Source organism: Enterobacter sp. 342 (genome assembly GCF_036663495.1).
Lineage (GTDB): Bacteria > Pseudomonadota > Gammaproteobacteria > Enterobacterales > Enterobacteriaceae > Enterobacter.
This window is the reverse complement of record NZ_JAWUEI010000001.1, coordinates 103,498-122,359: the sequence shown is the minus strand read 5'-3', so window position 1 is coordinate 122,359 and position 18,862 is coordinate 103,498. Positions and strand designations below refer to the sequence as shown.

The window sequence follows — 18,862 nt, the reverse complement described above, 5'->3', positions numbered from 1 at the left end:
AAAAAGCCGGGCGGAGTATTCTCCAGCCCGGCTTATTGCGGTTCTTCGCGTTACTTCATGTATTCCCCACTACGCAACGCTTCGATACGTTTATCCAGCGGCGGGTGAGACATAAACATTTCACTCAGTGACTTCGATTTTCCGTTAATGCAGAAAGCCATCATGCTGTTCGCTTCCTGTGGTTCGTAACTGGTTTTCAGACGCTGCAGCGCAGCAATCATTTTCTCACGCCCAACCAGTTTTGCGGAGCCGGCATCCGCGTGGAACTCACGGTGACGGGAGAACCACATGGTGATAATGCTTGCCAGAATACCGAACACCAGTTCCAGTACCATGGAAACGGCGAAGTAGATCAGCGGATTGCCATTGCTCTCTTCACCTTCGTCACGGTTGCCCCCCATAAAGCCTGCCGCAATCTGCGCCAGAATACGGGAGATAAAGATAACAAAGGTGTTCACCACGCCCTGAATCAGGGTCATAGTAACCATGTCACCATTTGCGATATGGCTGATTTCGTGAGCAATAACCGCTTCGGCTTCATCACGGCTCATGTTCTGCAACAATCCGGTGCTGACAGCAACCAGGGATGCATCGCGGCGGGCCCCCGTAGCAAACGCATTGATATCCGGCGCATGGTAAATAGCAACCTGTGGCATGGCGATCCCAGCCTGACGGGATTGCTGAGCGACCGTATTCATCAGCCACTGTTCCATATCGTTACGCGGCTGTTCAATAACCTCACCACCTACCGATTTCAGTGCCATCCATTTTGACATCAGAAGTGAAATGAAAGAGCCACCAAAACCAAACAGCAGCGCCATAATCAACAGACCCTGAACGCTGCTCGACTGAATTCCTGTCAGGCTTAGCACGAGCCCGAAAACCACCATGACCGCAAGGTTGGTGAGCAGGAAGAGCGCGATTCGCATCATAATTTTCTTTTAACCTCAGTTTAACAAAACGCACTATGCGATTACCCACATCGTATGGGTATTGTGGCTATTTTCAAGCATCCGGCGGGCGTAAGTCACCAGAAAGACACAACTTTACACAATTGGAAACCTGCCTGACGGAAGGATGCAGAACAAAAAGAAACAGGCACAATTTCTTGTGCCTGTTGGGAGATTATTTTGCTGGAGCAGGTTGTACGGCAGGTTTCTCTTTTTCAAGATTCGCCAGGTCGAGTGCAATATGCACCGTCTCATCCAGATAGGGATCTGGCTCCTTGTAATCTTTTGGTAGATCGTCAAGTTTCTTGAGCAGAGGTTTGCCTTCACGTTTGAAGCGATCGTTGATACGCGCCAGACGTGTTGCATCGTCTTCGTTGTTCTCTTTTTCACGCTGATCGTAGTTCAGAGAAACAATATTCCGTTTATCTTTCAGAGCATTGAAACGCGCAATGTCCTTCATGATGTACTGGAATTCCGCATCCTTCGCAATGCGGTCATTATGCGCTTTCAGCAGTTCAGGACCAAACTGCGTCATATCACCCGCTTTCACATAGGTCGCAGCGTTGATGCTGTCCCACGGTAACGCGTTATCTTCAAACTTCTCGCCGGTTTCCGTCTCTTCCGTGCCTGTCGGCATCATGATATCCGGTGTCACGCCTTTACGCTGCGTACTGCCACCGTTCACGCGGTAGAACTTCTGAATAGTGTACTGAACCGAACCCAGCGCAGGCCATTCAGGGCGCAGCATCTGATCGTAAATACGATTCAGAGAGCGATACTGTTGAACGGTGCCTTTACCGAACGTCGGCTCACCCACGATCAACGCACGGCCATAGTCCTGCATTGCCGCAGCAAAGATTTCTGATGCTGAAGCACTGAAGCGGTCAACCAGGACCACCAGCGGGCCTTTGTAGTAGACCACACCGTCGTTGTCGGCATCTTCACGCACTTTACCGTTGTTATCACGCACCTGAACCACAGGACCAGATGGAATGAACAGACCAGAAAGTGAAACCGCTTCCGTCAGCGCACCGCCGCCGTTACTGCGCAGGTCGATGATAATGCTGCTAACGTTCTGCTTTTCAAGCTTCTGCAGCTGAACTTTCACATCGTCAGTCAGCCCTACGTAGAAGCCTGGAATATCCAGAACACCTACCTTCTCTTTACCCACGGTTTTCACCGACATTTTCACCGCACGGTCTTCCAGACGGATACGCTCACGGGTCAGGGTAACAATACGGGTTTTAGTGCCTTTACCTGCAGGCAGAACTTCCAGACGAACTTTGCTGCCTTTCGGGCCTTTAATCAGCGCCACCACATCATCAAGACGCCAGCCGATCACATCAACCATGTTCTGACCGGTTTGTCCCACACCCACAATGCGATCACCTACACTTATCGCTTTGCTTTTGGATGCCGGGCCACCTGCGACCATCGAATTGATCACGGTATAATCATCATCCATCTGCAGCACCGCGCCAATACCTTCGAGAGACAGGCTCATTTCAGTATTGAACTGCTCGGTATTGCGCGGGGAGAGATAGTTGGTATGCGGATCGATTTCGTGGGCAAAGGCAGTCATAGCCAGTGAGAAGACATCCTCACTGTTGGTCTGCGCCAGACGACGAATGGCAAATTTGTAACGACGCGTCAGCGTGTCACGGATCTCTTTTTCATCTTTGCCAGTGAGCTTAAGGCTTAATTCGTCATATTTAACTTTTCCGTCCCACAGCGCATTCAACTCGGCTTCATCTTTTGGCCAGGGTGCTTTACTGCGATCCAGATTAAAGGTGTCATTGCCGGTGAAGTCCATCGGACGTTCCAGCACTTTCAGCGCGTACTGATAACGTTCAAAGCGGCGCTTTTGCGACAGGTTGTAGAGATCGTAGAACAGATCCAGCTTGCCTGAACGCAACTCGTCACCCACCTCGGATTTACGCTTAGCGAACTGCTCGACATCGCTGGCGAGCAAAACGTTATGGCTGTAATCCAGCAAGTTCAGATAGCGGTCAAAGATTTTGGCCGAAAAGGCCTGATCGAGATCGAACTGACGATAGTGTGAACGGGTGAAACGTGAGGTCACACGCTCGCTCACAGTTGCGTGCTGCGTCTCTTCCTTAAGAACCGGAATTTGATCAGCACGCGTGATATCGTCCACTGCGAAAGCGTGACCTGTTATGGCAAACAGGCCCGCCAGCGCGGTGAGCTTAAAAAAAGTGTTCATGCCAGGCTTGGCCTCCGTTTCAGAACAACAAGTGTTCTGCGCGTACAATCATTGACATACCAGAAGTCAGCTGTACACGAACGCCATCTTTGGTGATTTCCAGTACAGTGGCGTCCATAGCATTGTTACCCGCTTTTACTTTCAGTGCCTGACCAACGCTCAGGGCGTTAATGTCTGAAACCGGAGTATGGCGCGGCTCTTCACGAGGAGCGCGCGGGGCTTTCGCTGCAGGTTTGTCAGCACGCGGTTTGCGATCGTTATTTTCGTGACGACGCGGTGCAGGGCGTGGTTTACGCTCACGACGAGGCGCTTCTTCCTGGCCGTTTGCCGCTGCGGCTTCGCGTTTTTTCGCTTGCTGTTCTGCACGTTGTGCCTGAACGCGTGCTTTGGCTTCTTCCAGCTGTTTACGCGCGTGTTCAACGTGCTGCTCATCCAGCTCACCACAAGGGTTGCCATCGAGATCCACGCGAGTCGCGCCCGGTTTGATACCGTACAGGTAACGCCAGCTCGAAGTATAAAGACGTAAGGCGGAACGCAGTTGAGTTTTGCTGAGGTTCATTTCCCCTTCAACACGTGCCACCAGATCCTGAAAAATACCGACTTTCAGGGGACGAGCTTCACCTTCAGCACTGAAGCACTGTGGGAAACGCTCGGCCAGAAATGCGATAACTTCTTTACTGCTATTCAACTTAGGTTGATTTTCCATGAAATTTCCTGATTACAACGGACGTTGCCAACAAGCGCAGGCATGAACAGGCGTCATTATAATGACGCTATCAGTAAATGCTACGTTATCCGTTGATTATCCTGCGACGCTCGCAAAGAATTTTTGATAATCGGTTGCTGCGAGAACGTTTTCCAGGTTTGCTACCAGCTCGCGCAGTCCCTGTTCGTCCTCGGTTGTAAAGCGACTGAAGACCGTACTGTCGATATCCAGAACGCCAATAATCTGATTTTTTACCACCAGTGGCAGAACGATTTCAGAATTGCTAGCGGCATCGCAGGCAATGTGCCCGTCAAACGCGTGGACGTCCTCTATACGCTGTACTTCATTTTTGGCGACAGCGGTTCCGCACACGCCGCGCCCCACAGGGATACGCACGCAAGCGATTTTCCCCTGGAATGGCCCCAGCACCAGCGTTTCGCCTTCAAGAAGGTAAAAACCGGCCCAGTTCACCTCGGACAGACGTTCAAAGAGTAATGCACTTGTATTTGCCAGAGTGGCTAAGAAGCTGGTCTCACCCGCCATCAATGCCTTAAAATCGCGGTTTAGATCCGCGTAGAATTCTGTTTTGTTCATTCTTCAATCACTTAGTTGTCTTACAAAATTACCGCAGAGCCTATTAAAATAAGCATTAAATGCGCTCATGCTCAAGATGAATCCGTTCATGAGTTAATATAACGTTCAACAATACTTATTTGTGCGCAGCCGATGGCCTTAAAAACAACCAAAATCACGCCGACAAAAAAGATAACTGTCCATACGGTAAGCGAAGCTTTGCCTCGTGCACATTATCAGCGTTGCCCCCAGTGCGATACGCTTTTTATGTTGCCGAAGATGAAATCGCATCAAAGTGCCTTTTGTCCCCGCTGTGATGCCAAAATTCGTGACGGGCGGGACTGGTCATTGACCCGCCTCGCCGCTATGGCCGTCACCATGCTGCTCCTGATGCCTTTCGCGTGGAGCGAGCCGCTGCTGAAACTCTATCTGCTAGGTGTGCGCATTGACGCCAACGTGCTGCAAGGGATCTGGCAGATGACGCGCCAGGGAGATCCGGTGACTGCAGCCATGGTGCTTTTTTGCACCGTTGGTGCGCCGCTGGTACTGGTCGCGGCGATTGCGTATCTGTGGCTCGGCAATATCCTGGGTATGAACCTGCGACCCGTGTTGCTGATGCTGGATAAACTTAAAGAGTGGGTCATGCTGGATATCTACCTTGTGGGTGTTGGCGTGGCGTCGATCAAAGTACAGGACTACGCATTCCTGCAGCCAGGCGTCGGACTCTTTGCTTTTATCTGTCTGGTATTGCTCAGTATCCTGACGCTGATACACCTGAACGTCGAACAACTCTGGGAGCGTTTTTACCCTCAGCGCCCTGCCACACGCCCGAATGAGAACCTTCGGGTCTGTCTGGGATGCCACTACACCGGGCTGCCTGACGCGCGTGGCCGCTGCCCACGCTGCCATATTCCTTTGAGGGTACGGCGCAACAACAGTCTGCAAAAATGCTGGGCCGCACTGATTGCCTCTATTGTGTTTCTGATCCCAGCCAATATGCTGCCGATTTCCATTATTTATGTGAATGGTGTACGTCAGGAGGATACCATCCTCTCTGGTATTATCTCCCTTGCACACAGCAATGTGGGGGTGGCGGCAATTGTGTTTATCGCCAGTATCCTGGTGCCGTTTACCAAAGTAGTGGTGATGTTTACCCTACTTATCAGCATTCACTTTAAATGTGAGCAGGGGTTACGAACCCGTATCCTGCTTCTGCGATTCGTCACCTGGATTGGTCGCTGGTCGATGTTGGATCTGTTCGTGATTTCGTTGATGATGTCGCTGATTAATCGTGACCAGTTACTTGCTTTTACAATGGGACCCGCGGCTTTTTATTTCGGCTCAGCGGTGATATTGACTATTCTTGCTGTGGAATGGCTGGATAGCCGCTTACTTTGGGATGCACATGAGTCAGGAAACCCCCGCTTCGCCGACTGAAGCGAGAATTAAAACAAAACGCCGCATTTCGCCATTCTGGTTGCTGCCTGTCATCGCCCTGATGATTGCAGGCTGGCTTATCTGGACGAGCTATCAAGATCGCGGGAGTACCGTCACCATTGATTTCCAGACCGCCGACGGTATCGTCGCCGGGCGAACACCTGTTCGCTTCCAGGGGGTTGAAGTGGGTACGGTTCAGGACATCTCCCTTGGAAAAGGGCTGAACAAGATTCAGGTGCGGGTCAGTATTAAATCAGACATGCAGGATGCCTTGCGCAGCGAAACGCAGTTCTGGCTGGTTACGCCAAAGGCCTCTCTGGCGGGTGTTTCCGGTCTGGATGCGCTGGTGGGCGGTAACTATATCGGTATGATGCCAGGTAAAGGTGAGCCACAGGATCACTTTGTTGCCCTGGATACTCAGCCCAAGTATCGCCTTAACAACGGCGATTTGATGATCCATCTGCAGGCGCCGGATCTCGGTTCCCTAAACAGTGGCTCACTGGTTTATTTCCGTAAAATACCGGTGGGTCGCGTCTACGATTACGCCATCAACCCGAATAAACAAGGTGTCACCATTGATGTGCTGATCGAGCGCCGCTTTACCAATCTGGTTAAAAAGGGCAGCCGCTTCTGGAACGTATCCGGCGTGGATGCCGATCTCAGTCTGAGCGGTGCAAAGGTGAAACTGGAGAGTCTGGCTGCGCTGGTGAATGGCGCCATTGCCTTTGATTCCCCGGAAAACTCAAGCCCTGCCACCGCTGATGATTCGTTCGGATTATACGCTGACCTGGCGCACAGCCAGCGTGGGGTGATCGTTAAACTCGTCCTGCCTGACGCAAAGGGACTAAAAGCCGGTTCAACGCCGCTGATGTATCAAGGGTTGCAGGTCGGTCAGCTCACCAAAATGACGCTCAACCCGAGCGGTTCAGTCACAGGCGAAATGACTGTTGATCCGAGCGTGGTCGATCTTCTACGCGAGAAAACGCGCATTGAAATGCGCAGTCCGAAACTCTCTCTCAGCGATGCCAGTATCAGTAGCCTGTTGACGGGCAATACGTTTGAACTGATCCCCGGTGAAGGTCAGCCCAGCAATAGCTTTGTGATTGCCCCGGCCGATAAAGCCTTGTTGCAAAAACCAGGTGTCGTGACGGTTACGCTGAATGCGCCAGAAAGCTACGGTATCGAAGCCGGCCAGCCGTTGATTTTACACGGTGTCCAGGTAGGGCAAGTTCTGGAACGTACGCTTAACGAGAACGGCGTGAGCTTCTCGGTCGCCATTGACCCGCAATACAGCAACCTGGTCCATGGCGACAGTAAGTTTGTGGTTAACAGTCGTGTCGACGTGAAAGTGGGTCTGGATGGGGTGGAGTTCCTTGGGGCCAGCGCCAGCGAATGGGTCAACGGAGGGATCCGCATTCTTCCGGGCGATAAAGGCCCTGTGCGTGACAGCTATCCGCTGTATGCCAACCTGGATAAAGCGATTGAAAACAGCCTGAGCGATCTTCCTACCACTACGCTGACATTAAGCGCCGAAACATTGCCGGACGTTCAGGCAGGATCCGTGGTGCTTTATCGCAAATTTGAGGTCGGGGAAGTGATCACCGTTCGCCCTCGCGCGGACGCATTTGATATCGAACTGCATATCAAGCCGGAGTATCGTAAGCTGTTGACGCCAAACAGCGTATTCTGGGCTGAAGGCGGTGCAAAAGTTCAGCTCAACGGTAACGGGCTGACGGTGCAGGCCTCCCCGCTTTCACGCGCGCTGCGTGGGGCAATTAGCTTCGATAACCTCAGCGGTGCCGGCGCTAACCTGCGTAAAGGTGATAAGCGTATTCTCTTCCCGTCCGAAACCGCAGCACGTGCCGTTGGCGGGCAAATTACCCTGCACGCTTTTGATGCGGGGAAACTGGCTGAAGGGATGCCAATCCGTTATCTGGGTATTGATATCGGGCAGATCCAGAAGCTGACGCTGATCACCTCGCGTAACGAGGTGCAGGCCACTGCCGTGCTTTACCCGGAATATGTGCAGACTTTCGCCCGCACGGGTTCTCGATTCTCGGTGGTGACACCGCAGATCTCGGCGGCAGGCGTTGAGCACCTCGACACCATCCTGCAACCGTATATTAATGTCGAGCCTGGCCAGGGCAATGCCCGTCGTGATTTTGAGCTGCAGGAAGCCACAATCACTGATTCGCGCTATCTTGATGGTCTGAGCATTGTGGTGGAGGTACCAGAAGCCGGTTCGCTTAGCATCGGCACGCCAGTACTGTTCCGCGGTATTGAAGTGGGCACGGTGACCGGTCTGACGCTCGGGACGCTCTCCGACCGCGTAATGGTGGCGTTACGGATCAGCGAACGTTACCAACATCTGGTGCGAAATAACTCGGTATTCTGGCTGGCTTCCGGCTATTCGCTGGACTTTGGCCTGACGGGGGGTGTCGTGAAAACCGGTACCTTCAACCAGTTCATTCGCGGTGGGATTGCGTTTGCCACACCACCGGGCACACCGCTGGCACCGAAAGCGCAACCGGGTAAACACTTCCTGCTGCTCGAAAGTGAACCGAAAGAGTGGCGTGAATGGGGAACTGCCCTGCCGCGTTAATCTCAGGGCTCCGGTGTCAACGCGCCGGAGCCTTTATGCTACACTGCGCACCTGAACTTTTCCCTGTGGTGTACCCGTGGCTCAAAACTCCGTATTTCTTCCTGAACAATTCCTCGCGCAGATGCGCGAGGCACTTCCTTCTCACCTGTCGTTAGACGATTTTATCGCCGCCTGTCAGCGTCCGTTGCGCCGAAGTATTCGCGTCAATACGCTGAAAATCAGCGTCGATGATTTTCTGGCGCTGGTCGCCCCGTACAACTGGCAACTGACGCCCGTACCGTGGTGTGCTGAAGGGTTCTGGATCGAGCGCGATGACGAAGATGCTGTGCCGTTGGGAAGTACCGCCGAGCATCTGAGCGGGCTGTTTTATATTCAGGAAGCCAGTTCTATGCTGCCAGTTGCCGCGTTGTTCGCCGATGACAACGCGCCTGAGCGGGTGATGGATGTGGCCGCGGCACCCGGGTCGAAAACCACGCAGATTGCCGCCCGGATGGGTAACCACGGCGCAATTCTCGCCAATGAGTATTCCGCCAGCCGCGTCAAAGTGTTGCATGCCAACATTAGCCGCTGCGGCATTCATAATGTTGCCCTGACACACTTCGACGGGCGCGTATTCGGCGCTGCCTTGCCGGAAGCCTTTGATGCTATTCTGCTGGATGCTCCCTGCTCCGGGGAAGGTGTGGTGCGTAAAGATCCTGATGCGTTAAAAAACTGGTCAGTTGAAAGCAATCTTGAGATCGCTGCCACGCAGCGTGAGTTGATCGACAGCGCATTTCATGCGCTTCGTCCAGGTGGCACGTTGATTTACTCCACCTGCACACTGAACCGGGATGAAAACGAAGACGTCTGTCTGTGGTTGAAAGCGCAATATCCCGATGCCGTCGAGTTTCTGCCGCTCAATGATCTGTTCCCCACGGCAAAAGAGGCCATCACGCCTGAAGGCTTCCTGCATGTTTTCCCGCAGATCTATGACTGTGAAGGTTTTTTTGTTGCCCGACTGCGCAAAACTGTCGCCGTTGACCCGCTGCCCGCTCCAACGTTTAAGGTCGGCAATTTCCCGTTCACACCGCTGAAAGGTCGAGAGGCCGAGCAGGTCACCCTCGCCGCCAGAAAAGTCGGGCTTGCCTGGGATGAAACATACCATCTCTGGTTACGTGAGAAAGAGATTTGGCTTTTCCCGGCTAATATTGAGCCGCTTATTGGCAAGGTGCGTTTTTCCCGTATCGGTATCCGTCTGGCGGAAGTTCATAATAAAGGTTATCGCTGGCAGCATGAGGCCGTTATCGCCCTCGCCGGACACGAGAATACGTTCGCGCTGACGCATCAGGAAGCCGAAGAGTGGTACCGTGGTCGTGATGTTTACCCTGCCAGTACGCCATCTAATGATGAAGTCGTGGTTACGTATCAGGGATACCCGTTGGGGCTGGCCAAAAAGGTGGGCTCACGACTGAAAAACAGCTATCCACGTGAACTGGTGCGAGATGGTCGGCTGTTTACCGGTAACGATCGCACCGCCTGAAAAAAAGCGCATTTTTTTACTGGCGATTTTGCTCTCCTTGTCTACTATCAAAAATGGATGACCGCACTGGTCATACCAGATTTTGACAACCGACCCGGAGAGCAATATGACGAAAACCAGCGTGCGTATTGGTGCTTTTGAGATTGACGACGCAGAACTGCGCGGCGAAATACAAGGCGATCGAACGTTAAGTATTCCCTGCAAATCCGATCCGGATTTGTGTATGCAACTCGATGCCTGGGATGCGGACATCAGCGTCCCGGCAATTCTTGATGGCGAACACTCTGTCCTTTACCGTGAGCATTACGATAGCAAAACCGATGCCTGGGTCATGCGCCTTGCCTGACCTAAAGAGAACCCGCCCGAAGGCGGGTTATTTATTACTGCAATTGTGCCAGCGTAAAGTAACCATCGAAGACGGCCCCCGTGTCGATATAGTGCAAATTATTAAAATCATACCTTCGGTCGACAGGTGTATGTCCAAACCAGAAATGATCCGCCCCGCTAATTCCCTGCCCTTTTCCCACCATAAACCCCATTAACCGATCGCGATCCCATAATACGCGCTGGGCGCTTACCGGTTTTTGCCAGCGGTATTCCGCCGCGGGATAATCAGCATGAGCGATCACATTCAGACCATTTGCACAGGTGATCTCGATAATATGCGGCAAACTGCGACAGGCATTGAGTAACGATAGCGCCAGCTGTTGCTGGTCGCGTTCAAGACGCGTAAACCACATTCCGCCATTCATCGTCCAGAGCGCAAAATCATTATTATCCAGGCTGTCGATTGCCATTTGCTCATGGTTGCCGCGCACCGCGCGAAACCATTTTTCATTGATTAGCGCCAGGCATTTAACGCTATCAGGACCACGATCAATCAAATCCCCGACGGAGATAAGTAAATCCTCATAAGGATTAAAATGACGACGTTTCAGTTCATCCATCAGCCACTGGTAACAGCCATGGATATCGCTGACAACCCAGACGTGACGCCACCTCCCACCTTCTATTCGCTGATACATAAGGCCTCCTGTAGCAAGTATAGTTGCACCAGGCTTATCTGGAGAGACGCAATCTCGCAGTGCTTTTCACAAAGCTAAACAAACAGTAAACTAAGGATAAATAAATATTTCACCAGTATTAATCCACTTTCGCATGCCCCCTAAAATATGCAATGCATAAAATTTGAGGTTTTCCCGTGTCCAATACGCGCCTGCAAGACGATGCAGCACACTCGCATCGTAACCATATCATTTCCGAACTGGTGAAAGGTAAACTCGTTCCAGGCCCTATCTGGCAAAAACGCGAGTATCGACTTAAATTTCTGTTACGTTCGCTTCTTTTTTGGTCTTCAACGCACCGAATGCTCGATGCGCTGGCCCGCCGCGACGATTTTGACCAACTTCTGGCCTCGCAAATCACGCTACCAAGCAAAACCCATCGTCAGTATCTGATGCGTGGCATGAATGCCAACGCGCGTGCCGACGCTATCATTAGTCATTATCAGTGGATTGACTCTTTGAAAGATGCTGAGCTGGTCAACGCTTTGACTGGCCCTCAGGAGCAATCTATTGTTGAGTTTCATGCCAAAGATGGCGTTAGCTATAACGTCAATGCTATGAATGCCAGTAAAGCGGAGCGTGAAGGCGAGTGTACGCTGTGGCTGTGTGATAATGAAAATACTCTGCTTGCAAGCGTGACATTTTGCGTCGCTCGCGAAAATGGCGTGCCAGTACTGGTAATTGGTGGTCTTCAGGGGCCTCGTCGCAGCGTATCCCGTGATGTGATCAAACAGGCAACCCGTGCCTGCCACGGCCTTTTCCCTAAGCGAGTATTAATGGAAGTGCTTTTCCAGCTAGCAACTCTCTCGGGTATCAAAGCGATTTATGCGGTCAGCGATGAAGGACATATCTTCCGTGCTCTGCGTTATCGCCTGAGTAAAGGCCGTCATTTCCACGCCAGCTATGATGAATTTTGGGCCTCCATCGACGGTCAAAAGCGCTCTACATTCCGCTGGCAACTGCCCTTGCAGATGGAGCGCAAATCTCTTGAGGAGATTGCCAGTAAAAAACGTGCCGAATATCGCCGTCGCTTTGAACTCCTTGATGAAATTGAGGCGTCGGTAAAATCCCGCTTCTAAGCACAGCACGGGCTTTCGCTGATTGCGCACAAAAATTTAACAAAACAGGCAAAAAGGGCTGGACTTCCGCATGCTGTGTTGTGTTATGTTTTAGCAAGTCACACATAGTGTGAACGCTGTATGAGAAAGAAAGCGCTGAAATTACTCGTTTACTTTCATACAGATAAAAAGAGACCGAATACGATTCCTGTATTCGGTCCAGGGAAATGGCTCTTGGGAGAGAGCCGTGCGCTAAAAGTTGGCATTAATGCAGGCTAAGTCGCCTTGCCTTTTAAGAATAGATGACGACGCCAGGTTTTCCAGTCCACAGCTAAAGCGGCCTGAAAAAAAGCGTAAGAGCATCATAAAAAGTGAAAAACCGCAGTGCTTTCGCAAGCATCTGCGGTTTTTTATTGGAAACCTGAACATTAGCAGAGCTTGTCGGCGCGCTCGATAAACGGTGCCAGACTCATCTTCTGTCCTGGATGAGCCGGGTCATCAATCTGAATAATGCTGATCGGTTGGCCACTGCTCTTACCGCTGGCCACCTGCTGCTCTGCGGTCTCATTTAACGGGTATTGCACCAGCGTACTTGGGTTGATCGCATACAATGCATGACCCGGACGGCAAGTCAGCATCACCTCTTCTCGATTGAAAGCCCATTTATCCTTGCCCACTTCAAAACGGCTGACGGTAATCACCTGCGGTGCAGCCAGGGCACTCCCCGTACAGGCCAGTAATAAGAGAGAAAGTACTGTCTTTTTCATATGCTATTTAACCTTATCAGAAGGGTTCCCAGGTAGCGAACAGACTGACCGTTGCCAGCACCAGCGTTCCCAGCACCACCTCTGCCTGTGTCATCCTGATAAAAATCTGTTGCGCTTGTCCGGTCTCCGGACGAAACCGTGGCACCAGAAAATACCGATTTGCCAGCGCAATTGCTACCATCAACGCCACCAGCGCACATTTGAACAACAAAAACCGCACGTAGTCAGTCTGCCATGGGATCTGGATGCCAGTGATAAACAGCGTATTGATAATACCTGTGAGCAGCACTCCTGCGACGGCATAATGACCGACTCGCGAGAAACGCATCATGGTGTAGATAGCAGCATTTTGCCAGCGCCCTTTCGCCAGACGCATGCAGAACAGCAGCGGAAGTAATCCGCCAAGCCAGGTTGCGGCACACAGCAGGTGAAAAGCATGATTAAGACGCTGCAAAGCTCCTGTCGGACCGTCGCTCATCGCCGCGTGCCCTACCCCTGCCAGCAGGATAAGCTGCCCCATTGCGAGCAGTAACAGCCGTGAACCTTTCAGGGGAGCGAGCCATGCAGCTCCGACAGTAATGACAGCAAGAATAATTTGCCACAGCCAGACGCTGCCAAACTGCGTCGCCAGCACACTACGCCAGATCTCCGGGGAAAAGACATCCCCCCAGCCACTACCCATCAATCCCCCCTGAAACACAAACATCAGGAGTGCAGCACCCAGGCTGATTAAAGACGCCACTTTCTGCTGTAACTGGAAACGTCGGGACATCAGGCGGTGGAGTGAGGAAGGAGCAAACCAGACGCTGTAAAGCGCATTGCCAAAAATGAGCATCAGCGCCCCGAAATGAATAAATCGCAACCCGACATAAAACAGGGTCAGCATGCTATTTCACGCTAAAGTGGTAGCTGCCTTTGGTTTTATGGCCGTCTACGGAGACCACATGCCAGTCGACCTGATAGGTCCCGGGCGTCAGCGTTTGTTCCAGTGGAACCGTCAGCTGAGTGTTGTTCTTTTCGTCTCGTTTAACCGTACCTGTTTTCATAACCTGCTTTTGTGCATCCGTGACCACGACTCCGCTAAAACCAGGTTCGATACCTTCCGAAAAAATCAGTGTAAGGACCTGGGGTGGTGTCACCTGGCTGTCTGCCGCCGGGGTTTGCTGTTTAAGATGAGCATGCGCCAGCACAGAAGGCGTCATGATCATTGATGCCAGAAAGGCAAGCGCGCATACCGCGCGGGAAGTGGTTAATCCCATCGCAATCATTCCTTTTTGTTATGTCTGTATGCTAAAGAATAACGCTGTATAATAAACGAGTCGAGGATCATCCCGCCTCCGCTTGTCATCATCGTGCAATCGCGGTAACGTTGCCGCCGCATAATAAGGAGAAGGAAATGAAGATTAATCTGGCCACCCTTCCTCAGGACGAGATGGATAAAGTGAATGTCGATCTTGCGGCTGCAGGCGTCGCATTTAAAGAGCGTTACAACATGCCCATCGTGGCAGAGGTCGTTGAACGTGAACAACCGGCTCATCTGCGTGACTGGTTTCGCGAAAGATTAATTGCCCACCGTCTCGCGTCGGTCAACCTCTCTCGTTTGCCTTACGAGCCTAAAGTTAAATAAGCTTAATAAGTCGTTACACTTCCTTACGCGGAATATGCCAGGATAAGAAAACCCTGGTTTATTTAGGTCTATTCTTAAAATCCCTGCGACTCAGTGTATAAGGAAGTCACGATGTCACAATGGAATATTGCCGCAGCCCAGTATACCGGGCAGCATCACAATGTAGATGATCATGTTTCACGCCATCTCTGCTTCATCGCCGAAGCAGCACGACAGCAATGCGATTTGCTGGTTTTTCCTGAACTTTCATTGACGGGCTCAGGCACAACGGTGTTACCTCCTCCCCCCAGTGATGCGCAGCTTGAACCCCTGCTTAATGCCGCACATTTTTACCAGATAACCCTCATTGCCGGGCTCTCTCTTGAACAGAATGGTCAGCGCCAGAAAGGACTCGCGCTGTTTACACCTTCTCGCCAGAGTATCCTGCGCTACCCTCAGGGTGGCGGTGCAAGTCTGGTTCCGGGGGATAAGCAACTTAGCATCATTGATGCGCATACCGATTCACCCAATCTTGATTCGCAGGCGGCTCTGTTCACCAGTTGCCAGTCGGTCGTGGATTATCGCTGGCGGCAATCCATCAGCACCCTGCAGCGCTTCGCACATAAATATGCCATTGCCGTGTTAATGGCTAATGCTTGTGGCGGCAGCGCATTATGGGATGAAAGAGGTCAGTTGATTGTCCGCGCGGATAAAGGTGAGCTCCTGTTGACTGGCACGCTCAGCAGACAGGGTTGGCAAGGCGATATCATTCCTTTAGGCTAAGCGTTTTGAGCTCAGGAGTTTTCAATGCTGCGCGTTATCGATACCGAAACTTGCGATCTTCAGGGCGGAATTGTGGAAGTGGCCTCTGTCGATGTGGTTGATAGTAAAATCGTCAACCCAATGAGTCATCTGGTGCGCCCGGATCGCCCTATCAGCCCGCAGGCAATGGCAATCCATCGCATTACCGAATCAATGGTGGCGGATAAGCCGTGGATAGAAGAAATTATTCCACACTATTATGGTAGCCCGTGGTACGTCGCGCATAACGCCAGCTTTGACCGCCGGGTGTTGCCCGAAATGCCAGGCGAATGGATTTGTACCATGAAGCTGGCGCGTCGCCTCTGGCCGGGCATCAAATACAGTAACATGGCACTGTATAAATCCCGTAAGCTTAGCGTCCGTACACCTGAGGGGCTTCACCATCACCGCGCGTTGTACGACTGCTATATTACCGCAGCGTTACTCATTGATATCATGAATATTTCTGGCTGGACGCCGGATGATATGGCGACGATTACTGGCCGTCCTGCGCTTCTCACTACTTTTACCTTTGGCAAATATCGCGGTAGAGCGGTGTCTGATATTGCGGATAAAGATCCGGGCTATCTGCGCTGGCTATACAACAACCTCGACAAAATGAGCCCGGAACTGCGCTTAACGCTGAAACACTATCTGGGCGAAGCCTAAGGCTCTGCACCGCCTGGCAGCGTTCCTTGTGCCAGGCCTATCAGGAAGGCATATTCCAGGGCGACGCCTTCATAGGTTTTGAATCGTCCCGATTTTCCTCCATGCCCGGAGTCCATATCAGTACAGAGCAACAGCAGATGGTCATCGGTTTTTAATTCCCGCAGTTTTGCCACCCATTTTGCGGGCTCCCAGTATTGCACTTGCGAATCATGCAATCCGGTGGTGACCAGCATGTGCGGATAGGCTTTTGCCTCCACGTTATCGTACGGGCTGTACTCTTTCATATAGCGATAGTAGATCGCATCCTGAGGATTCCCCCACTCTTCGAATTCCCCCGTCGTCAGGGGAATGGATTCATCAAGCATGGTCGTGACCACATCGACAAACGGAACCTGCGCAACAATCCCTTTGAAGCGATCGGGACGCTGGTTGATCACCGCCCCCATCAACATACCTCCCGCGCTGCCCCCCATACCAAAGCAGAGATGCGGATCGCCATAGCCTTGCTCAATCAGCTCATCACAGACATCGAGATAGTCATTGAAAGTGTTTTTCTTTTTCAGGAATTTCCCATCTTCATACCAGTGCTGCCCCAGTTCACCGCCACCGCGAACATGGGCGATAGCGAAAACAAAGCCGCGATCGAGCAGACTTAACCTACTGCTGCTGAAATCGGCATCCATGCTTGAGCCATAGGAGCCGTAGCCGTAAACCAGCAGTGGGTTTTTACCTTTCTGGAAATGCGCCTGGTGGTAAACAAGAGAGACCGGGACCTCCACGCCATCGCGGACAGTGACCCACAGGTGCTCGCTGCGGTAGTTTTCAGATTCAAACCCTTTGACCTCAGTCTGCTTAATCACCTGACGCTGCCCGGTATCCATATCCAGCTCAAACAGCGTATCTGGTGTGGTCATGGATGAGTAGCCGTAGCGCAACCGCGACGATTCGGGTTCTGGGTTGAAACCAATCCACGTCACATACGCGGGGTCGTCGAACGCAATCCCCACCACTTCCCGTGTTTTACGGTTGATTTGCCGGATACTGGTCAGCCCGCGCTGACGCTCTTCCACCACCAGCCAGTCGGTAAACAGAGTGAAGCCTTCCAGCATCACTTGCTCCCGCGCAGGAATAAGCACCTCCCACTTACGTTCATCGCGCACTTTGGTTTTATAGAGACCAAAGTTTTTGCCCTCGCGATTAGAGCGCAAATAAAAACTGTGCTGGAAGTGATCCAGACTGTACTCATGATCCTTGCGACGCGGCAGAAAACAGAGCGGCTGGGCATCAGGTAGTTCGGCGTCCAGAAGCAAAACCTCAGACGTCGTCGCGCTGGCGAGGAAAATAATCACATAGTGGCGTGAGGAGGTTTTATGCAGGCTGACATAAAACGTTTCGTCTTTCTCTTCATAGACCAGTTCGTCATCGGCAGAACCCGTCCCTACGGTATGTCGCCACACCTGATAAGGCAGTAGCGTGGACGCATGCTTTTTGACGTAGTAGACAGTCTCGGAATCATTCGCCCAGACAAAATCCGGGGAGACGTTTTCCAGCATTTCAGGATACCAGTTGCCGGTGTCCAGATTGCGAAAACGCAGGCCATACTGACGGCGGGAGAGGTAGTCTTCAGCCAGCGCCATAATCGTGTTGTCAGGTGAAATGGACATGCCGCCCAGCGTATAAAATTCGCTGTGGGCGGCACGCTGGTTGGCATCCAGCAAAATCTCCCACTCATCCCATTCGGCACTTAACACGGGTTGTCGTTGGTAGATGGGATACTCGTTGCCGGGCTCGTAGATATGACGATAGCGATATCCATTTTTGGTCCAGGGCGCGGAGATATCATGCTGAGGAATGCGCTGTACCATTTCATTCAGCAGTTGATCCTGAAGTGCCTGCTGGCTGGACATGACCTTACGGCCATAGTCGTTTTCCTCGTGCAGGTAGTCGAGCACCTCTGGCCGGGAGCGCGAATCGTCCCGTAGCCAGTAATAATTGTCTATGCGCGTATCGCCATGCGTGGTGATCGCATAAGGAGTACGTCGGGCTTTCGGTGGCATGTGATCATTCTTGTAAGTTCTACACTCTATAAGGGTGGCAAAACCCACGCATGATGCAAGCGAAACATGACCACAGAAGTGATAGTCAGTCAGTTAACGTCCGCTTTTGTTCCCGGATATCCTGCTCAATGCCCTCCCGGACATCCTGAGGGATCTTCAGCGCATCCCCCAGAGCATTGAGATAGCTCCGCTCCATAAAATGATCGATATCAATGGCGGCACAGCTGAGGAAATAGAGTTCAAGGGCTTCTTCCTCATTTTTCACACTCTGCGCAAGGCGCTGTGGATCGAGTGGTTGATCGATCGCCTGCGCCACCAGGACTCTGCCCTTCTCTTCGACACCGGCTTCATGAAGCTGCTGCTCAATCGCCGCTCGCTCTTTATCATCGATATGCCCGTCACTTTTCGCGGCAAAGACCAGCGCAAGGATCAATCGTTCGGTACGTAGATCCAGAGGCGAGGTATGTTCACCGTAATGCGGTTCATCGCTGTGAGTAGTTCGTATCCTGTCCTTGTATTTATTCCACAGTACAGTGCCTGCGATGGCCCCGCCACCGGCCAGCAACGCGCCAGTACCATATTTTGCCAGCAACTTACGTGAGGATTTATTCGCGACCAAAAGGCCAGCCAATCCGCCGAGTGCACCGGGAACCAGCAGTTTACTGAGCCCTTGCTCGCCAGACGATGATGTTTTCTGCCCTAACAACGATTGCAACTGATTTAACCAACCTGACATGGTTTCCCTCACTTAACGGTGAACATATTTCACAGCGTAAGCGAGCAGGCGTCAGGAAATGTCCAGCCTGGCTAAAGATGCGCAAATTTCTTC

At 52.0% G+C, this 18,862-nt stretch carries 18 protein-coding genes; 8 read left to right on the top strand and 10 right to left on the bottom strand.

What is annotated here, in order from left to right; genetic code table 11:
• Nucleotides 1-50: 50 nt before the first annotated feature.
• From htpX to V6E55_RS00620, 4 genes are all read right to left on the bottom strand, one after another.
• Complete coding sequence (gene htpX, locus V6E55_RS00635) at nt 51-932, bottom strand: protease HtpX (RefSeq protein WP_028018658.1); 882 nt, start codon at nt 930-932, stop codon at nt 51-53.
• A gap of 193 nt (nt 933-1,125) precedes the next feature.
• Nucleotides 1,126-3,174 carry a carboxy terminal-processing peptidase gene (gene prc / locus V6E55_RS00630; RefSeq protein ID WP_316941928.1) on the bottom strand — a complete coding sequence of 683 codons (2,049 nt, stop codon included), beginning with the start codon at nt 3,172-3,174 and terminating at the stop codon, nt 1,126-1,128.
• A 19-nt stretch (nt 3,175-3,193) separates the two neighbouring features.
• On the bottom strand, nt 3,194-3,880 hold the full coding sequence (proQ, locus tag V6E55_RS00625) for an RNA chaperone ProQ (RefSeq protein ID WP_114976912.1): 687 nt from the start codon (nt 3,878-3,880) through the stop codon (nt 3,194-3,196).
• A 96-nt stretch (nt 3,881-3,976) separates the two neighbouring features.
• Complete coding sequence (locus V6E55_RS00620) at nt 3,977-4,474, bottom strand: GAF domain-containing protein (protein ID WP_114976911.1); 498 nt, start codon at nt 4,472-4,474, stop codon at nt 3,977-3,979.
• A 132-nt stretch (nt 4,475-4,606) separates the two neighbouring features.
• Between V6E55_RS00620 and yebS the strand changes: the two genes are divergently transcribed.
• The 4 genes from yebS to V6E55_RS00600 all read left to right on the top strand — a co-directional run bounded on the left by yebS (nt 4,607) and on the right by V6E55_RS00600 (nt 10,357).
• The gene (gene yebS, locus V6E55_RS00615) at nt 4,607-5,890 is read left to right on the top strand and encodes a membrane integrity lipid transport subunit YebS (RefSeq protein WP_316941927.1); all 1,284 of its coding nucleotides are present in this window, start codon (nt 4,607-4,609) and stop codon (nt 5,888-5,890) included.
• Nucleotides 5,859-8,492 carry a PqiB family protein gene (locus tag V6E55_RS00610; RefSeq protein ID WP_168112366.1) on the top strand — a complete coding sequence of 878 codons (2,634 nt, stop codon included), beginning with the start codon at nt 5,859-5,861 and terminating at the stop codon, nt 8,490-8,492. The genes yebS and V6E55_RS00610 overlap by 32 nt, the downstream gene beginning before the upstream one ends.
• A gap of 76 nt (nt 8,493-8,568) precedes the next feature.
• Complete coding sequence (rsmF, locus tag V6E55_RS00605) at nt 8,569-10,011, top strand: 16S rRNA (cytosine(1407)-C(5))-methyltransferase RsmF (protein ID WP_316941926.1); 1,443 nt, start codon at nt 8,569-8,571, stop codon at nt 10,009-10,011.
• A gap of 106 nt (nt 10,012-10,117) precedes the next feature.
• On the top strand, nt 10,118-10,357 hold the full coding sequence (locus tag V6E55_RS00600) for a YebV family protein (RefSeq protein ID WP_028018652.1): 240 nt from the start codon (nt 10,118-10,120) through the stop codon (nt 10,355-10,357).
• A 34-nt stretch (nt 10,358-10,391) separates the two neighbouring features.
• On the opposite strand, the gene pphA is transcribed toward V6E55_RS00600, so the two are convergent.
• On the bottom strand, nt 10,392-11,036 hold the full coding sequence (gene pphA / locus V6E55_RS00595; RefSeq protein WP_129995552.1) for a protein-serine/threonine phosphatase: 645 nt from the start codon (nt 11,034-11,036) through the stop codon (nt 10,392-10,394).
• 176 nt (nt 11,037-11,212) lie between these two features.
• On the opposite strand from pphA, the gene V6E55_RS00590 reads away from it, so the two are divergent.
• A complete protein-coding gene (locus V6E55_RS00590) occupies nt 11,213-12,154 on the top strand; it encodes a VirK/YbjX family protein (protein WP_316941925.1) in 942 nt (313 codons plus the stop codon).
• A 407-nt stretch (nt 12,155-12,561) separates the two neighbouring features.
• Here the strand turns inward: V6E55_RS00590 and V6E55_RS00585 are convergent, their stop codons facing one another.
• From V6E55_RS00585 to yobA, 3 genes are read right to left on the bottom strand one after another with little or no spacing between them, the layout of a single operon-like run.
• The gene (locus V6E55_RS00585) at nt 12,562-12,900 is read right to left on the bottom strand and encodes a YebY family protein (RefSeq protein WP_114976905.1); all 339 of its coding nucleotides are present in this window, start codon (nt 12,898-12,900) and stop codon (nt 12,562-12,564) included.
• Nucleotides 12,901-12,916: 16 nt separating this feature from the next.
• A complete protein-coding gene (copD, locus tag V6E55_RS00580) occupies nt 12,917-13,786 on the bottom strand; it encodes a copper homeostasis membrane protein CopD (RefSeq protein ID WP_316941924.1) in 870 nt (289 codons plus the stop codon).
• Between the two features lies 1 nt (nt 13,787).
• Nucleotides 13,788-14,159 carry a CopC domain-containing protein YobA gene (gene yobA, locus V6E55_RS00575; RefSeq protein ID WP_316941923.1) on the bottom strand — a complete coding sequence of 124 codons (372 nt, stop codon included), beginning with the start codon at nt 14,157-14,159 and terminating at the stop codon, nt 13,788-13,790.
• 137 nt (nt 14,160-14,296) lie between these two features.
• On the opposite strand from yobA, the gene V6E55_RS00570 reads away from it, so the two are divergent.
• From V6E55_RS00570 to exoX, 3 genes are all read left to right on the top strand, one after another.
• Nucleotides 14,297-14,527: a DNA polymerase III subunit theta gene (locus tag V6E55_RS00570; protein WP_028018646.1), complete on the top strand. Its 231-nt coding sequence runs from the start codon at nt 14,297-14,299 to the stop codon at nt 14,525-14,527.
• Between the two features lie 111 nt (nt 14,528-14,638).
• Nucleotides 14,639-15,289: a carbon-nitrogen hydrolase family protein gene (locus tag V6E55_RS00565; protein WP_114976901.1), complete on the top strand. Its 651-nt coding sequence runs from the start codon at nt 14,639-14,641 to the stop codon at nt 15,287-15,289.
• A gap of 24 nt (nt 15,290-15,313) precedes the next feature.
• Entirely contained in the window at nt 15,314-15,976 is a 663-nt protein-coding gene (exoX, locus tag V6E55_RS00560) for an exodeoxyribonuclease X (protein WP_316941922.1), read from the top strand.
• On the opposite strand, the gene ptrB is transcribed toward exoX, so the two are convergent.
• Nucleotides 15,973-18,033: an oligopeptidase B gene (ptrB, locus tag V6E55_RS00555; protein WP_114976900.1), complete on the bottom strand. Its 2,061-nt coding sequence runs from the start codon at nt 18,031-18,033 to the stop codon at nt 15,973-15,975. The genes exoX and ptrB overlap by 4 nt on opposite strands.
• Before the next feature lie 85 nt (nt 18,034-18,118).
• Nucleotides 18,119-18,769 (bottom strand): tellurite resistance TerB family protein, encoded by a 651-nt coding sequence (locus tag V6E55_RS00550; RefSeq protein WP_316941921.1) that lies wholly within the window; start codon nt 18,767-18,769, stop codon nt 18,119-18,121.
• Nucleotides 18,770-18,862 lie beyond the last annotated feature (93 nt).

Bases quoted from the DNA above. Each gene is read 5' to 3' on its own strand.
- V6E55_RS00570 (WP_028018646.1), top strand. From the start codon at position 14,297: ATGAAGATTAATCTGGCCACCCTTCCTCAGGACGAGATGGATAAAGTG.
- exoX (WP_316941922.1), top strand. From the start codon at position 15,314: ATGCTGCGCGTTATCGATACCGAAACTTGCGATCTTCAGGGCGGAATT.
- yebS (WP_316941927.1), top strand. From the start codon at position 4,607: ATGGCCTTAAAAACAACCAAAATCACGCCGACAAAAAAGATAACTGTC.
- V6E55_RS00600 (WP_028018652.1), top strand. From the start codon at position 10,118: ATGACGAAAACCAGCGTGCGTATTGGTGCTTTTGAGATTGACGACGCA.
- ptrB (WP_114976900.1), bottom strand. From the start codon at position 18,033: ATGCCACCGAAAGCCCGACGTACTCCTTATGCGATCACCACGCATGGC.
- yobA (WP_316941923.1), bottom strand. From the start codon at position 14,159: ATGGGATTAACCACTTCCCGCGCGGTATGCGCGCTTGCCTTTCTGGCA.
- V6E55_RS00620 (WP_114976911.1), bottom strand. From the start codon at position 4,474: ATGAACAAAACAGAATTCTACGCGGATCTAAACCGCGATTTTAAGGCA.
- htpX (WP_028018658.1), bottom strand. From the start codon at position 932: ATGATGCGAATCGCGCTCTTCCTGCTCACCAACCTTGCGGTCATGGTG.
- prc (WP_316941928.1), bottom strand. From the start codon at position 3,174: ATGAACACTTTTTTTAAGCTCACCGCGCTGGCGGGCCTGTTTGCCATA.
- proQ (WP_114976912.1), bottom strand. From the start codon at position 3,880: ATGGAAAATCAACCTAAGTTGAATAGCAGTAAAGAAGTTATCGCATTT.
- V6E55_RS00610 (WP_168112366.1), top strand. From the start codon at position 5,859: ATGAGTCAGGAAACCCCCGCTTCGCCGACTGAAGCGAGAATTAAAACA.
- V6E55_RS00585 (WP_114976905.1), bottom strand. From the start codon at position 12,900: ATGAAAAAGACAGTACTTTCTCTCTTATTACTGGCCTGTACGGGGAGT.
- V6E55_RS00550 (WP_316941921.1), bottom strand. From the start codon at position 18,769: ATGTCAGGTTGGTTAAATCAGTTGCAATCGTTGTTAGGGCAGAAAACA.
- pphA (WP_129995552.1), bottom strand. From the start codon at position 11,036: ATGTATCAGCGAATAGAAGGTGGGAGGTGGCGTCACGTCTGGGTTGTC.
- copD (WP_316941924.1), bottom strand. From the start codon at position 13,786: ATGCTGACCCTGTTTTATGTCGGGTTGCGATTTATTCATTTCGGGGCG.
- V6E55_RS00565 (WP_114976901.1), top strand. From the start codon at position 14,639: ATGTCACAATGGAATATTGCCGCAGCCCAGTATACCGGGCAGCATCAC.